Raw genomic sequence first — 15,089 nt, forward strand, 5'->3', positions numbered from 1 at the left:
AGGCAGGCGCGGGCGCCGCGGGCGGGAGCGGGCGGGCGTGAACCCGGTCGCCGTCGCCGTCCTGCTCGGCATCACCGCCGTGTTCCTGGCCCTCGTGCTCTACGCCGTCGGCTCGGGCCATGTCTGGATCCTGGCGGTGCTCGCCATCCTCCTGGTCGCAGGCTTCGTGCGCTGGGGGTAGGGCGCAATCGGGGCCTCAGCCGTCGAGGGCCGGCCCGCGGGTAGCGTCGGCGCCCATGCCGGTGCCGGGCAGGGGGCCGACCGTGACGGGGGCGCGGCTGCGGGCCGCCTCGTAGATCGCCGCCATCAGGATCTGGTCCTGCAGGCCCTCCTCGCCCGGGGTGCGGGGGCGGCGGTCCTTCAGGATGCACTCGGCCATGTGGTCGAGCTCCAGAGCGAACTGGTTCTTCGGCGGGATTACCGGCTCGTCCTTCTGCACCCGCGTCCCCTCGCGATGGGCGATCATCAGGCGCTGGCCGCGATAGGCGAAGGCGTTCTCGAGGGTGAGGGCCCCGCCCTCGGTATGGACATCGAGCCGCCGGCTCTCGTGCACGCCGTAGCTCGTGCCGCACTGGGCGATGACGCCGGAGGGGAAGGTGAGGGTGAAGACGACGCTCTCCTCCACCTCCCGGAAGAGCGGGCTGTCGGGCGTCGAATGGACCTGCGCCGTCACCGAGACCGGCTCCTCGCCGGTCAGGGCCCGCACCCCGTTGAGGCAGTAGAGGCCGATATCGGGGAGCGCTCCGCCGCCGGCCAGGGCCTTGCGGAGCCGCCACTGCTCGGGCAGGCCCGAGGTCTGGCCGTTGAAGGCCTGGATCAGGCGCAGGCGGCCGAGGCTCCCGGAACGGGCGATCTTCGTCACCTCGCGGTTGTTGGGCTCGTACTGGCAGCGATAGGCGATCATCAGCTTGACCTTGGCCTGGGCACAGGCCTCGATCATGGCCCGGGCCTCGTCCGGGCTCGTCGCCATCGGCTTCTCGCAGAGCACGTGCTTGCCCGCCCCCGCCGCCGCCACGACGTGCTCCCGGTGGAGCGCGTTCGGCGTCACCACGTAGACCGCCTGCACCGCCGGGTTCGCCTTCAGGCGGTCCCAGTCGCCGTAGCCGTAGATCGCCTCGGCGGCGATGCCGTATTGCGCGGCGACGAGCTTCGCCTTGTCCGGCGAGCCCGAGACCAGGGCGACGGGGCGCGCCATCTTCGCCTCGCCGAAGGCCGGCAGGATCTCCTCCAGGCTCAGGCGGCCGAGGCCGACGACGGCGAAGCCGACCCGCTTCTCCGGGGGCAGGGGCGCGGGCGGCGGGGGAGGGGGCGCGTCCCCCTGGCCGCGCCAGTTCGGGAACACGACCCGGCCGCCCTGGACCGCGCCGGTATCGGCCGGCACCGCCGGGCCGAGCGCCCCATCCTGTGCCTGCGCCGCGGCGGCGGTCGCGGCGAGCGCGGCGCCGGACAGGGTCGCCCCGCCGGCCGCCAGAAGATTCCTCCGCGAGGGGCGATAGGCCGCCTCGCCTTGCTTGCGCTCGTCGCTCATCAGCCCTGCCACACCCATATCTCTGCCGTTCCGGGGATGCCCGGGAACGGCAGGGAGGGGCCGGCGTTCCGGCCCGGCGCGCGAGGCCCGCTGCCGCACCCGCCGGAGTCGAGGAGCGTCAGATCCAGCCCTTCACCCGGAAGAAGATCAGCGGGATCAGCGCCGAGATCGCGATCAGCGCGAGGCCGTAGGGGTAGCCGTAGGTCCAGCTCAGCTCGGGCATGTTCTTGAAGTTCATGCCGTACATTGAGGCGATCAGGGTCGGGGGCACGCCCACCACCGAGACCACGGTGAGGATGCGGAAGGCGTTGTTCTGCTCGATGTTGATGAGGCCGAGGGCGGCATCGAGCTGGAACTGCAGCGTCTCCGAGAGCCGGGTCTCGAACTCGTCGAGGGAGGCGATGTCCCGGGACAGGGTGTCGAAGCGCGGCTTCTCCTCGGCATGGAGCAGCTCGCCGCATTCGTCCTTCACGAAGGGCACGATCCGGCCGAGGCCGAGCAGGCTGGCCCGGACCTTGGCCAGGGCCTTGCCCTGTCTCCCGATGGAGCGCAGCAGCCGGCGCAGCGCCAGGTCGCGGCGCTTGGGCGCGGTGGCGTCGTCCTTGCGCGCCCCGGGCCGGGCGCTCACGTCGAAGTCGAAGATCCGGGTCGAGAGGGCATCGAGATCGGCCGACATCTCCTCCAGGGCGTCGGCGAGGCTGTCGACCAGCTCCTCGACGAGCAACAGGAACACCTGGGTGCTGGTGGTCGCCTTGTCGTCCTGCTCGGCGATGCGCTTCTTCACCGTCGCGAAGGCGCGCAGGTCGTGGAAGCGGACGGTGAGCAGGTGCTCCCTGGTGAGCACGAAGCCGAGGGGCTTCAGGGAAAAATCCGCCCGGTCGAAGGTCACCATCGGCGTCGAGAGGGACAGGCCGTTGCGGTTGCGGCGCAGGCGGCTGGAGGATTCGACCTCGCTCAGGGCGGCCCGGGAGGGCACGCGCAGGCCGGTGCCCCGCTCCACCGCAGCGGCCTCCTCGGCGGAGGGGTCGTCGAGATCGATCCAGACGGTCGCCGGGTCAAGGGGACCCTGCCCCTCCAGGCAGGCGGTATCGACGGCGCCCTGCGGTCCCTGGAGGCTGATCATCGCGGGAGGAGACTCTTTTGCGAGAAGGGCGGCGCCGAGAAGAGCGAATTCGTGCAGGCCGCCTGCTGCGGCAGCTTGACTCGGCGCGCGCCCGAGCCTATCTCGCCGCCGTCGTTAGCACTCGACGCACGAGAGTGCTAACAGGTTGCTAGCGACAAGGTCGGGACGCGGTCCCCGCCGCATCAAGACCATTCGAGAATTCGAAGCAAGAGGGCAGCTCATGAAGTTCCGTCCGCTGCACGACCGCGTCGTCGTCCGTCGCATCGAGAGCGAAGAGAAGACGAAGGGCGGCATCATCATCCCCGATACCGCCAAGGAGAAGCCGCAGGAGGGCGAGATCGTCGCCGTCGGCCCGGGCGCCCGGGACGAGCAGGGCCGCGTGAACGCGCTCGACGTCAAGGTCGGTGACCGCGTGCTGTTCGGCAAGTGGTCCGGCACCGAGGTGAAGATCGACGGCCAGGATCTCCTCATCATGAAGGAGTCCGACATCATGGGTGTGGTCGCCGCCTAAGGCCCCCCGAACCCTTCCCCGCCCTTCGAGGCGCCGCTCCGGCCGCCTTGGGGCTCCCACGAACTGCAGAGGTAGTACAATGGCAGCGAAAGACGTCCGTTTCTCGGCCGACGCCCGCGACAAGATGCTCCGCGGCGTCGACATCCTCGCGGATGCCGTCAAGGTGACGCTCGGCCCGAAGGGTCGCAACGTCGTGATCGAGAAGAGCTTCGGCGCCCCCCGCATCACCAAGGACGGCGTCACCGTCGCCAAGGAGATCGAGCTCGCCGACAAGTTCGAGAACATGGGCGCCCAGATGGTGCGCGAAGTGGCCTCGAAGACCAACGACATTGCCGGTGACGGCACCACCACCGCGACCGTGCTCGCCCAGGCGATCGTCCGCGAGGGCGCCAAGTTCGTCGCCGCCGGCATCAACCCGATGGACCTGAAGCGCGGCATCGACCTCGCCACGGCCGCCGCGGTGAAGGACATCACCGCCCGCGCCAAGAAGGTCTCGACCTCCGACGAGGTCGCCCAGGTCGGCACGATCTCCGCCAACGGCGACAAGGAGATCGGCGAGATGATCGCCCACGCCATGCAGAAGGTGGGCAACGAGGGCGTCATCACCGTCGAGGAGGCCAAGACCGCCGAGACCGAGCTCGACGTCGTCGAGGGCATGCAGTTCGACCGCGGCTACCTCTCCCCGTACTTCATCACGAATGCGGAGAAGATGATCGCCGAGCTCGAGGATCCCTACATCCTCATCCACGAGAAGAAGCTCTCCTCGCTCCAGGCCATGCTGCCGGTGCTCGAGGCCGTGGTGCAGACCGGCAAGCCGCTCGTCATCATCGCCGAGGACATCGAGGGCGAGGCTCTGGCCACCCTCGTCGTCAACAAGCTCCGCGGCGGCCTCAAGGTCGCGGCCGTCAAGGCGCCGGGCTTCGGCGACCGCCGCAAGGCCATGCTCGAGGACATCGCGATCCTGACCAAGGGCCAGATGATCGCCGAGGATCTCGGCATCAAGCTCGAGAACGTGACGCTCCCCATGCTCGGCCGCGCCAAGCGCGTGCGCATCGAGAAGGAGAACACCACGATCATCGACGGTCTCGGCGAGAAGGCCGACATCGAGGCCCGCGTCGGCCAGATCAAGGCGCAGATCGAGGAGACCACCTCGGACTACGACCGTGAGAAGCTCCAGGAGCGCCTGGCCAAGCTCGCCGGCGGCGTCGCGGTGATCCGCGTCGGCGGCGCGACCGAGGTCGAGGTCAAGGAGAAGAAGGACCGCGTGGACGACGCGCTCAACGCCACCCGCGCTGCGGTGGAAGAGGGCATCGTCCCCGGCGGCGGCACGGCCCTGCTGCGCGCCAAGAAGGCGGTCGCCGAGCTGACCTCCGACGTTCCGGACGTCCAGGCCGGCATCAAGATCGTCCTGAAGGCCCTTGAGGCCCCGATCCGCCAGATCGCCCAGAACGCGGGCGTCGAGGGCTCGATCGTGGTCGGCAAGATCACCGACAACACCTCCTCGGAGACCTACGGCTTCAACGCCCAGACCGAAGAGTATGTCGACATGATCCAGGCCGGCATCGTCGACCCGGCCAAGGTGGTGCGCACCGCCCTGCAGGACGCCGCCTCGGTGGCCGGCCTGCTGGTGACCACGGAAGCCATGGTCGCCGACGCTCCGAAGAAGGACAGCCCCGCTCCGGCCATGCCGGGCGGCGGCATGGGCGGCATGGACTTCTAAGTCCAGCCACCCGCACGAGACGGAAGAGGGGTCGCCGCGAGGCGGCCCCTTTTTCGTGGGTGCGGGGTGACGCGCAGGAGGTTCGGAGGGGGCTGCTCGGTCGATCGACTCGGTCGGCGCCGCTCCCGCCGGCAAGGACGAGCGCGACGCCGAAGCGGCCGATCCGACCCTCACCCCTTCTTCTTGTCCTTCTTGCCCTTCTTCTCGGATTTCTTCTCCGCCGGAGCGTCGTGGTCCTTGCCGTCCCAGGTCGCGGCGAAGGGGCGGCTCGCCAGAGCCCGCTCGGCCTGGGGCTCGGGGGCGGGCTTGGCGGGCGGGGTCTCGCCCTTGCGGATCGGGGCGTCGCCCGCCGCGAGCGCGGTCAGACGGCGCCGGAACCAGGTCGGCGTCGCCTCCCGGAGGCTCGGGTGATGCGGGTCGAGCCGCGTGACGAGGCTCTTCACCTCGGCATCGCTCATCCCGTCCGCGATCAGCGCAAAATTCTCCATGCCGACCACGTCGCGGATCAGGCGCAGGCCGGCCACCTTCAGGCTGCGGACCTTCAGCTGCTTCACGACGAGGGTGCGGGCGAGCCGGGGCACCTCGGCCTGGATATCGGGGAAGGCCTCGGGCGCGGCGCCCATCGCCTGCAGCACCGCGTAGCCGTCGACATCAAGCGCCATGGAGGATTCCCTTCACTTCCTCGACGAGGGGGACGAGCACCGTCGAGACGTAAGCACCGTACTTGCCCGAAAAGGTCGGCGGCGCGTCCTCGCTCGGCAGCAGGGCATCGGCCAGGGCAGCCGCCTGGGGGATGCGCGTGGACAGGAGCCGGAAGCCCGCATCCGGGGCGGCCGCTTCCGCCTCCAGCCGCGCCAGGGTCTGCTGGTGCTGGCGGACATGGGCCTGATAGCGGGTGACGAGGACATGCGGCCTCCCCCGCGGCGCGATCTGGCTGGCTTCGCGGCTGCTGCGCCGCCAGACCGTCTCGACGAAGGCATTGAGGCCGTAGGTCGACAGGAAATCGGGGATCGAGGTGACGAGCACGAGATCGGCGGCCCGCACCGCGACCTCGGTCATCGGGGAGATGCCCGGCGCGCAGTCGAAGAAGACGTAATCGTAGTCCTGGGTCAGGGGGACGAAGTCGTCGTGGAAGATCTTCCACAGCCGGCTCTCGATCTCGTGCATCGAGTATTTCTGCGCCGTCAACTCGTAGACGATCTCGCGCTCGATCATGCGCAAATGCGGGCCGGAGGGCAGCAGGGACAGGGTGAGCGGCGCGTTCCGGTGCATGGTCAGGCTCACGCCCGGCTGCACCCGCGCCCGCAGGTCGGGCTTGTGACGGGCAATCAGCTTGAGGGCGAGATAGGCCTCGAGGGTGCGCCCCTTGCCGATCATGTCGGCGAGCAGCCGGTCGCCAGCCAGGCAGACGGAGACGCTCGCCTGGGGATCGAAATCCGCCACCAGCACGCGGGCGCCATCCGCGGCGAGGGCCTCGGCCAGCATCACCACGGTCGTGGTCTTGCCGACGCCGCCCTTCATGTTGGCGACCGCGATCAGCTTGCCCGTCACCGCTCCTCCCACTCCTCGCCCGGCCCGGCCGCACGCTCCATCGGCAGGATCCCGGCACCGGCCCCCGCTGAAAGGCTCGATTCGAGGGCGCCGTCAATCGCCGCGCTTCACCGAGGTGAAGACACCATTTGCGGCCGGGCGTCCGATCACGGTCCGGGCGGGACGAGCCGGGAGACGAAACCCGCCGCGATCAGGGCGATGCCGAGGGCGAAGCCGGGCTGGCTGATCTCCCCGCCGATCGAGGCGACGATGCAGCGGAACACGATCACGAGGCCGAGGAGCGGCGGCCCGAAGCGCAGGGCGAGACGCAGGGGCGTCCGCCAGGTCCTGCGCGGCGGCTCCCTCGCCGGTTTCACGCCCTCCGCCATGCCCCCTCCGGCCTCCGCGCTCGATGCCGGGGTCAACGCGGGGAGGGCATCGCCGTTCGCCCCGGCTCAGCGTCCTCCGGCCACAGCCCGCGGGCGGGCGGCGGCAGGCGGGTCGGCGGCGATCGCAGCGCCGGCCATCGCCTCCGCGACCTGGTCGCTGCGCTCTAGGGTCGAGACCAAGAGGCGCCGGCCCCGGCCGCGCAGGGCATGCGCCCCGAGGGAGCGGGCGGTGACGCCCTCGGGCAGGCGCGGCAGCCGGGCGAGGAGGTCATCGGAGATCAGCACGTCGACGCCGAGGGGCCGGCACAGGGACTCGACTCGCGAGGTCACGTTCACCGCGTCGCCGAAATAGGCGATCTTGTGCCGGTCGACCCCGACTTCCGCCGTCACCACCGAGCCGCCATGCAGCGCCGCGCGCAGGCGCGGCACCGTGCCGAAGCGGGCCTGCCAGGCCGGCGCCTCCGCGGCGAGGCGGTCGCGCACGGCGAACAGGCAGGCGACGCAGCGGGCCTCCTTCAGGCCCCGGGCCATCGGCCAGGTGATCATGGCCATGTCGCCGATATAGTCGTCGGTCGAGCCCTGGTAGCGCCGCACCGGCTCGGCGAGGGTGGCGAAGACCGCGCTCAGATATTCCTGGGCCCGCAGGTCGCCATGGGTCTCGGCGAAGGCGGTGGAGCCGACCACGTCGAGGAAGAGGAAGATGCGCTCCTCCTCCACCGGGCGGTGATAGCGGCCGATCAGGAAGTTCACGAAGACCTCGCCGCCGATCAGGTCGCGCATGCGGATCACGAAGACGAGCAGGGCGGAGACGGCCAGGGCATAGGCCAGCACCCGCGGCGTCATGCGGATGGATTCGAGGAAGGGGTCCTGGGTCATGCCGAAGGCCCAGACCACGACGCCGCCGATCGAGTTGCCGACGACGATCATGGCCATGTAGGCGAGTTCGGCCGCGGGCACGTAGAGCCCCGCCGGCAGCCGCCGGATCCGCGCCTGCAGCCCGGCGAGCACGAGGCCGCGCTCGAAGGCCAGCGCCGCCCCGCCCATGAACAGGCCATAGGTCAGGCCCGCCAGCGGCGAGGCGCCGGCGGCGAAGATCACGTTGTAGATCAGCCCCGCCACGGCGCAGGCGAGCAGGATCAGGACCCAGAACCAGCGGTGCTGCGGCAGCATCTAGGGACGCCTCCGGGCGCGGCCGAAGGCGCCGGCGCAGCCGCGGCGCGCCGGATCGGGCCGTCGATGGGGCAGGGGGGCTGGCACGGGGCTCCCTCTCGCGGATCCGCGCGGCGGAGCCGGCGTCGGGCCCAGGCTCATGCCCGCATGATGGCGCCAATAGGGCGAAGCGGCCCCGGTCGGCCCGGAAACCGCCCGGACCGGGCGCCGCGCCGCGTCAGGGGCCGGATCCGCGCGCTCACTCGCCGACGCCGAAGAGCTTCTCCAGAAAGTTGCGGTCGTCGCGGCTCGGCCCCCGGGCCTGGGCCTCGACACGAGCGGACGGGCGCGGCGCGGAGGCGGTCTGCTCCGGCTCGCCCAGGAGCGTCCCGATTAGGCCGCCGGGGGAGGCGCCGTCGCGGGCGGCGACCGGGCTCTCGGGGCGGGCGCGCCAGCGGTTGAGGCCGGGCAGCGGCACCGGCTTCTCGCCGCGCAGGGCCACGGTCATGTAGGTCTTCCAGATCTCCACCGGCAGGTTGCCGCCGGAGGCCTTCTTGGTCGGCTCGCCGTCGTCGTTGCCGAGCCAGATCCCCGTCACCAGGGAGCCCGAATAGCCGATGAACCAGGCGTCGCGGTAATCCTGGCTGGTGCCGGTCTTACCGGCCAGTTCCCAGCCCGGGATGTCGCCCTTGCGCGCCGTGCCGATCGTGAAGACGTCGTGCATCATCGCGTTCATCATGCCGACCGCGTTCGGGTCGATCACCCGGCCGAGCCCACCCTCGCCGCGCTTGTAGAGCACCTTGCCGTTGGCGCCCTTGATGCTGGCGATGACGTAGGGGATCACCCCGGTGCCGCCATTGGCGAAGGCGCAATAGGCGCCGACCATCTCCATCGGCGTCACCTCGGAGGTGCCGAGGGCGATGGAGCCGTTGGCCTGGAGCGGCGAGGCGATGCCGAGGCGCTGGGCCGTCTGCGCCACCGCCTTGGGGCCGACCTCCTGGCCGAGGCGCACCGCCACCGTGTTGAGCGACAGGGCCAGCGCTTCGCGCAGGGTCACGGCCCCGCGGTAATCGTGGGAATAGTTCTCCGGGCTCCAGTTGCCGAGCCGGATCGGCGCGTCGTCGCGCAGGGTGTCCGGGGTCAGCCCGTGCTCGACCGCCGTCAGATAGACGAAGGGCTTGAAGGAGGAGCCGGGCTGGCGCTTGGCCGTCGTCGCCCGGTTGAACTGGCTCTGGGCGTAGTCCCTGCCGCCGATCAGCGCGCGGATCGCTCCGTCCGGCCGCATCGAGACCAGCGCCCCCTGGCCGACATTGTAACGGACGCCCTTGGTGTTCAATTCGTCGACCAGGGCCTTCTCGGCCACGCCCTGCATCGCGGAATCGACCGTGGTGGAGACCACGATGTCGTCCTCGAATTTCGGCAGGAAATCGTCGAGGACGTCCATCACCAGATCGGCGACGTAGTTCGAGGAGCCGCCGCCGCGGGTCGAGGCGAGCCGGGCCGGCTGGGCCAGGGCGACCTTCACGTCCGGCGCCTTGGCGAAGCCGAGCTCCTCCATGGCCGCGAGCACCTGGGCCGCGCGGGCCTGGGCGGCCTTCAGGTTGCGGTTCGGGGCGAGGCGGGAGGGGGCCTGGACGAGGCCGCCCAGCATCGCGGCCTCGGCGAGGGTCACGTTCTTGGCGGGCTTGCCGAAATAGCGCTGGGCCGCGGCCTCGACGCCGTAGGCGCCGGCGCCGAAATAGACCCGGTTGAGATAGAGTTCGAGGATCTCGTCCTTCGAATATTTGTGCTCCAGCCACAGGGCCAGGATCGCTTCCTGGATCTTGCGCGAAGCAGAGCGCTCCGGCGTCAGGAAGAGGTTCTTGGCGAGCTGCTGGGTCAGGGTCGAGCCGCCCTGCGAGACGCCGCGGCGGGTCAGGTTCTGCACCACCGCCCGGGCGATGCCCACGGGGTCGACGCCGAAATGGTCATAGAAGCGCCGGTCCTCGATCGCCACGAAGGCGCGCGGCAGATAGGGCGGCAATTCCTTGATCGAGACGACCCGGCCGCCGGTCTCGCCGCGATTGGCGAGCAGCGAGCCGTCGCTCGCCAGGATCGCGATGTTGGGCGGGCGCTTGGGCACCGCGATCTGATCGATCGGCGGCAGCTGCGAGGCATGGTAGGCGACGAGGCCCGCGATCCCGATCACGCACCACAGGCCGAGCACGACCAGGCCGTAGACCGCCCGGCCCAGGAAGGAGCCGCCGCGGCGGCTCTTCTTGCGGGCCGGCGCGCCCCGGCCGCCGCCGGATGTCCGCCGGCCGGCCGGCTTGGGTTCCGAACCCGCTCCGCGCTTTGCCACGCCGCCCCCCGCCCGTTCGGCGCGGGTGAGGCGCAGATCGAGGCTGCCGGGATCGACGCGGCCTTCGGGCGCGTCGAAATTCGGCTCACCCCGTCTCGTCCGTCCGCGTCCGTCCGCCATGCGTCCCGTCAGATCCGAAAGCCTCCCCGGCGCGACCGCGCGGCGGAGAGACCCGCATCGGCACCGTAAATGCGGCGGGTTTACGAACAATTAACCAGCGATTTTCTTTTCGTCAGCAAAAACATAGCCTTAGATTCGGCCGCCCGTGCGGGTCCGCACCCGCATCGCCGTGGGCTCGCGACAGGATCACGACGGGATCGCCTCTCCGAGCTTGAGCGTTGATGGGATGTCCCCTCGCGGAGACCGACCATGCATCGATGGCTCGACAGGTTGCGGATCTGGCTCTGGCAGCGGCAGGTGAGGGCGCTGGAACGCGCGATTCGGCCAACCGGCACGACGGAGGGCGACGGGATCGCCGCGACCGTCACGGGTTCCATGAACAGCAGCGGTCACGGGGCCGGCGCAACGTCCGGGATCGGCATGCCCCTGCCGTGAGTCGCGCCGGCCTTCGGCCACGGAACAGGCGCTGGTGAGACGATAAGCGACCGCGGGCTTCGGTCGAGCACATCCCCTTGCCCCGCTTCGGTCGGCCAGAAGCCTCGAAGAGTGCTTCGCTCGCCGCCCGTCTGATCAAATCCGCATCATTTCCCCGGGCCCCGCGTCGGAAATTTCAGCAGGCGGAGCGCTTGCCGCGCTGCGCATTCATATGCATTATTTGGACATTGTATCCATATATCGGATAGAAAGTCAGCGGCATGGGCCTGCAGATCGCCATCGACACCGGGGGCACCTTCACCGACGTCGTCGCCATCGACGACACCACGGGGCGGATCACGGCGGTGAAGACGCCGTCGACGCCCTCCGACCCGAGCATCGGGCTGATCGAGGGCGTGCGGACGGTGCTCGCCGAAGCCGGCGGCACGGATGCCGACCTGCGCATGCTGCTGCACGGCTCGACCGTGGCGACGAACGCGGTGCTGGAGCACAAATTCGCCGGCCTCGGCCTGATCGTGACCCGCGGCTTCCGCCACATGATCGAGATCGCCCGGCAATCGGTGCCGGACGGCTACGGCAACTCGTTCTTCTGGGTGAAGCCGCCGCGTCTGGTGCCGCTCCACCTCGTGCGCGAGGTGCCCGGCCGCCTGACCTTCGAGGGACGCGAGATCGAGCCCCTCGACGAGGCGGCGACCCTTCAGGCGGTGCGCGAGCTCGTCGAGGACGGCGTGCGCTGCATCGGCGTCTGCCTGCTCCACGCCTATGCCAACGGCGCGCACGAGCAGCGCATCGGCGCGCTGATCCGCGCCGAGTTCCCCGACGTCTTCGTCTCGCTCTCCTCGGTGGTGCTGCCCGAATACCGCGAATACGAGCGGGCGATGACGACGCTGATCGACGTGCTCGTGAAGCCCTATTGCAAGACCTACCTGCAGAACGCCGCCGACGCGATCCGCGCCAAGTCCGGCGACATCCCGTTCCTGATCATGCAGTCGAACGGCGGCGTGGTGAAGCATTCGACCGCCGGCGAGAAGCCGGTGACCATGCTGCTCTCGGGCCCGGCCGCGGGCCTGCTCGGCTCGATCCACATGGCGCGGCTCGCCGGCTACAAGGACATCCTCACGGTGGATGTCGGCGGCACCTCCACGGACGTGGCGATCATCGAGGACTACACCCCGATGTACACCTCGTCCTCGATGGTCGAGAGCTACCCGGTCAAGACGCCGATGCTCGACATCGTCACGGTCGGCGCGGGCGGCGGCTCCATCGCCTGGACCGACCCCTACGGCCAGCTCAAGGTCGGCCCGCGCAGCGCCGGCGCCGATCCCGGCCCGATCTGCTACGGCCGCGGCGGCACCAAGCCCACCGTCACCGACGCGGCGATCACGCTGGGCCGCCTGCCCGCCTCGCTGATCGGCGGCGCGATCCGCCTCGACGACGGGGCCGCGCGCAAGGCCTATGCGGAACTCGGCGAGAGCTTCGGCATGTCCGCCGAGGAGGTCGCCGCCGGCGCCCTGGAGATCGCCGCCGTCAACCAGGTCTTCGGCATCCGCCAGGTCACCACGACCCGCGGCCGCGATCCCGGCGCCTATGCCATGGTCGCCTTCGGCGGCGCCGGCGGCCTGTTCGCCACGGAGGTCGCCGACTTCCTCGACATCCGCACGGTGATCTCGCCGCCGAACCCCGGCAATCTCTGCGCCTTCGGCCTGCACGTCTCCGACGTGCGGCGCGACTACATCCGCACCCTGGTGCGCCAGCAATCGACCGTCGACGGGGCCGAGATCCTCACCGCCTGGAACGAGCTCGCCGCCACCGGCCTCGCCGATATCGAGGCGGAGGGCATCCCGGCCGAGCGCATCGAGATCCGCCGCATCGCCGACGTGCGCTACTTCGGCGAGGGCCACGAGGTGCAGGTGGCGATCCCCGCCGGCCTCTCCGACGAGGCGATCCTCGACCACCTCTGGTCGGACTTCCACCGCGTCCACGACCAGACCTTCGGCTTCCACTACGAGGGCAAGCAGGACGTCGAGCTCGTCAACCTGCGCATCCAGGCCGTGGGCGAGCAGAGCCGGCCGAGCATCGCCGCCGACACCGTCGCGCGGGAGCCGGCTGCGCCCTTCGCCACCCGCCGCGCCTATTGGCGCCAGACCGGCTGGATCGACTGCCCGCTCTACCGCCGCACCGAGCTCGCCGTCGCGCAGACGGTCGCCGGCCCGGCCATCGTCGAGGAATACGGCTCGACGGTCGTGGTGCCGACGAGCTGGCGCGTCCGCGCGGACGCCTACGGCAACCTGATCCTCGAGAAGAGCCTGTGAGGGAGGCGACCATGACGCAAGAGACCCGCACCACCCTCGGCCCGATCGAGCTCGAGGTCATCCACGGCACCATCCGCGCGGCCGAACTCGAGATCGAGGCGGCGGTGGAGCGCACCGCCCGCTCGCCGATGATCCGCGACCAGCACGACTACCGGGTCGCGCTGTTCGACGCCAAGGGCCGCAAGCTCACCGGCCGCTCCTACTCGGCCATCGTCGAGCCGGTCTTCGAATATTTCGGCGCCGACGACATCCATCCCGGGGACGTGTTCTTCTGGAACGATCCCTACAATTCCTGCGGCGGCATCGGCCACGTGCCGGATCTCTGCACCACGGTGCCGATCTTCCTCGGCGAGCGGCTGATCGGCTTCAGCCAGGTCTTCGGCCACCACGACGACATCGGCGGCGCCGTGCCGGGCAGCCTGCCCGTCCACGCAACGGATTCGTGGATGGAGGGCGTGATGATCCCCCCGATCAAGCTCTACGAGAAGGGCAAGCGCAACGAGGCGGCCTTCCGCATCATCGTGCGCAATTCCCGCCTGTCCGAGCACCTCGCCGGCGATCTCGACGCGGAGATCGGCGCGGCCAAGCTCGGCTCCCGCCGGGTCGTGGCCCTGGCCGAGCGCTACGGCGCCGACACGCTGGAGGCCGCCTTCGACCAGATCCTGAAGAACACCGCCGAGATCTTCCGCCGGGAGATCCTGCCGAAGATCGCCGACGGCGAGTACACCTTCGAGGACTTCATCGAGAACGACGGCGTCGAGAAGGACAAGCTCCACGCCCTGCGCGTGACGATGATCAAGACCCCGGACAAGATCGTCCTCGACTTCACCGGCACCGACCCGGAGGCCAAGGGCCCGATCAACTGGGCGCTCGACGAGGCGGAGGGCCGCTACTTCCGCAAGTGGCTCGCCCCGACGCTGCGCTCGCTCGCGAGCTCCCCGGAGCGGGCCGCCGAGATCGACTCGAACGAGGGCGTGCTCGACGTCATCGACGTGGTCTTCCCGAAGAAGGGCACGCTGATCACCCCGACCTTCGGCAAGCCCACCGGCATGCGCTTCTTCCTGATGCTGCGCACGCTGGGCTCGTTCGCCGCCTGCCTGTCCAAGGCGACGGGGGGCAAGATGCCGGCCGACCACGAGACCATCCGCATCTGGGGCGTCACCGGCGGCAAGACGCAGGAGGACTTCTACCTGTTCCGCGAGGTGTTGGGAGGCGGCAGCCCCGGGCGCCCCTGGGCGGACGGCTCGGATGTCGTGCACATCGTGCCGAACTCCAAGAACCTGCCGGCGGAGTTCTCCGAGACCCGCTACCCGATCCTGGTGGAGGAGCTCGGCCTCAAGCAGGGCTCCGGCGGCCCCGGCTATCACCGCGGCGGCTTCGGTTACGACAAGCGCATCCGCGCCCTGCAGGAATGCCGCCTGATCTCCAACGCCGACCGCTCCCTGCTCGGCTGCTACGGCGTCAACGGCGGCAAGGCCGGCGAGAACTACCAGGTCTCGGTGATCGATGGCGAGAACCGCGAGACGGTGCATCCCGGCATGAGCGACACGGTCACGGTCGCGCCGGGCTCGGTGATCCGCATCGTCACGACCGGCGGCGGCGGCTGGGGCGATCCCCTGGCGCGGCCGGTGGAGCGGGTGGTGGCCGACGTGCAATGCGGCCTCGTCTCGGAGGCCTCGGCCCGGCACGATTACGGCGTGGTGCTGACGCGCGCCGGCCGCACATGGACAGCCGACCTCGCCGGCACGGAGGCCCTGCGGGCTCGCCTCGCCAAGGAGCGCGGCACGCCGGCCATGTTCGACCGCGGCCCCTATTTCGCCGCCCTCAAGGCGGCCGGCCGGATCACCCGGCCGGAGGGGCTGCCCGATCCGGACGAGGGCTGGCACGCCCGGCCGGTGCGGTAGGAACCCAGGCGCCGCGGCCGGCCCGGA

The 15,089-nt window shown here is 70.3% G+C and carries 13 protein-coding genes; 6 read left to right on the top strand and 7 right to left on the bottom strand.

Annotated elements, in window-relative coordinates; translation table 11 throughout:
* The first annotated feature begins 37 nt into the window (after nucleotides 1–37).
* Complete coding sequence (locus MFF21_RS07955) at nucleotides 38–181, top strand: hypothetical protein (RefSeq protein WP_238310617.1); 144 nt, start codon at nucleotides 38–40, stop codon at nucleotides 179–181.
* A gap of 15 nt (nucleotides 182–196) precedes the next feature.
* Here the strand turns inward: MFF21_RS07955 and MFF21_RS07960 are convergent, their stop codons facing one another.
* Nucleotides 197–1,528 (bottom strand): Gfo/Idh/MocA family protein, encoded by a 1,332-nt coding sequence (locus tag MFF21_RS07960; RefSeq protein ID WP_238310907.1) that lies wholly within the window; start codon nucleotides 1,526–1,528, stop codon nucleotides 197–199.
* Nucleotides 1,529–1,646: 118 nt separating this feature from the next.
* Entirely contained in the window at nucleotides 1,647–2,651 is a 1,005-nt protein-coding gene (locus MFF21_RS07965) for a magnesium transporter CorA family protein (protein WP_238310618.1), read from the bottom strand.
* 220 nt (nucleotides 2,652–2,871) lie between these two features.
* On the opposite strand from MFF21_RS07965, the gene groES reads away from it, so the two are divergent.
* Together groES and groL are read left to right on the top strand one after the other, a co-directional pair.
* A complete protein-coding gene (gene groES, locus MFF21_RS07970) occupies nucleotides 2,872–3,162 on the top strand; it encodes a co-chaperone GroES (RefSeq protein ID WP_012457015.1) in 291 nt (96 codons plus the stop codon).
* 79 nt (nucleotides 3,163–3,241) lie between these two features.
* Entirely contained in the window at nucleotides 3,242–4,882 is a 1,641-nt protein-coding gene (groL, locus tag MFF21_RS07975) for a chaperonin GroEL (RefSeq protein ID WP_238310619.1), read from the top strand.
* Nucleotides 4,883–5,052: 170 nt separating this feature from the next.
* On the opposite strand, the gene MFF21_RS07980 is transcribed toward groL, so the two are convergent.
* From MFF21_RS07980 to MFF21_RS08000, 5 genes are all read right to left on the bottom strand, one after another.
* The gene (locus tag MFF21_RS07980) at nucleotides 5,053–5,544 is read right to left on the bottom strand and encodes a hypothetical protein (RefSeq protein ID WP_238310620.1); all 492 of its coding nucleotides are present in this window, start codon (nucleotides 5,542–5,544) and stop codon (nucleotides 5,053–5,055) included.
* Complete coding sequence (locus MFF21_RS07985; protein WP_238310621.1) at nucleotides 5,534–6,433, bottom strand: ParA family protein; 900 nt, start codon at nucleotides 6,431–6,433, stop codon at nucleotides 5,534–5,536. Before MFF21_RS07985 ends, MFF21_RS07980 begins: the two co-directional genes overlap by 11 nt.
* 146 nt (nucleotides 6,434–6,579) lie before the next feature.
* Nucleotides 6,580–6,801, bottom strand: coding sequence for a hypothetical protein (locus MFF21_RS07990; protein ID WP_238310622.1), 222 nt, complete (start codon nucleotides 6,799–6,801; stop codon nucleotides 6,580–6,582).
* A gap of 66 nt (nucleotides 6,802–6,867) precedes the next feature.
* Complete coding sequence (locus MFF21_RS07995; protein WP_238310623.1) at nucleotides 6,868–7,971, bottom strand: adenylate/guanylate cyclase domain-containing protein; 1,104 nt, start codon at nucleotides 7,969–7,971, stop codon at nucleotides 6,868–6,870.
* A 238-nt stretch (nucleotides 7,972–8,209) separates the two neighbouring features.
* Nucleotides 8,210–10,411 carry a transglycosylase domain-containing protein gene (locus tag MFF21_RS08000; protein ID WP_238310624.1) on the bottom strand — a complete coding sequence of 734 codons (2,202 nt, stop codon included), beginning with the start codon at nucleotides 10,409–10,411 and terminating at the stop codon, nucleotides 8,210–8,212.
* Nucleotides 10,412–10,660: 249 nt separating this feature from the next.
* On the opposite strand from MFF21_RS08000, the gene MFF21_RS08005 reads away from it, so the two are divergent.
* The 3 genes from MFF21_RS08005 (at nucleotide 10,661) to MFF21_RS08015 (ending at nucleotide 15,062) form a co-directional block, all read left to right on the top strand.
* Nucleotides 10,661–10,846: a hypothetical protein gene (locus tag MFF21_RS08005; RefSeq protein ID WP_238310625.1), complete on the top strand. Its 186-nt coding sequence runs from the start codon at nucleotides 10,661–10,663 to the stop codon at nucleotides 10,844–10,846.
* Nucleotides 10,847–11,106: 260 nt separating this feature from the next.
* On the top strand, nucleotides 11,107–13,158 hold the full coding sequence (locus tag MFF21_RS08010) for a hydantoinase/oxoprolinase family protein (protein WP_238310626.1): 2,052 nt from the start codon (nucleotides 11,107–11,109) through the stop codon (nucleotides 13,156–13,158).
* An 11-nt stretch (nucleotides 13,159–13,169) separates the two neighbouring features.
* On the top strand, nucleotides 13,170–15,062 hold the full coding sequence (locus MFF21_RS08015; RefSeq protein ID WP_238310627.1) for a hydantoinase B/oxoprolinase family protein: 1,893 nt from the start codon (nucleotides 13,170–13,172) through the stop codon (nucleotides 15,060–15,062).
* Nucleotides 15,063–15,089: the final 27 nt, after the last annotated feature.

Origin of the sequence: Methylobacterium organophilum (genome assembly GCF_022179465.1) — a bacterium.
GTDB lineage: Bacteria > Pseudomonadota > Alphaproteobacteria > Rhizobiales > Beijerinckiaceae > Methylobacterium > Methylobacterium organophilum.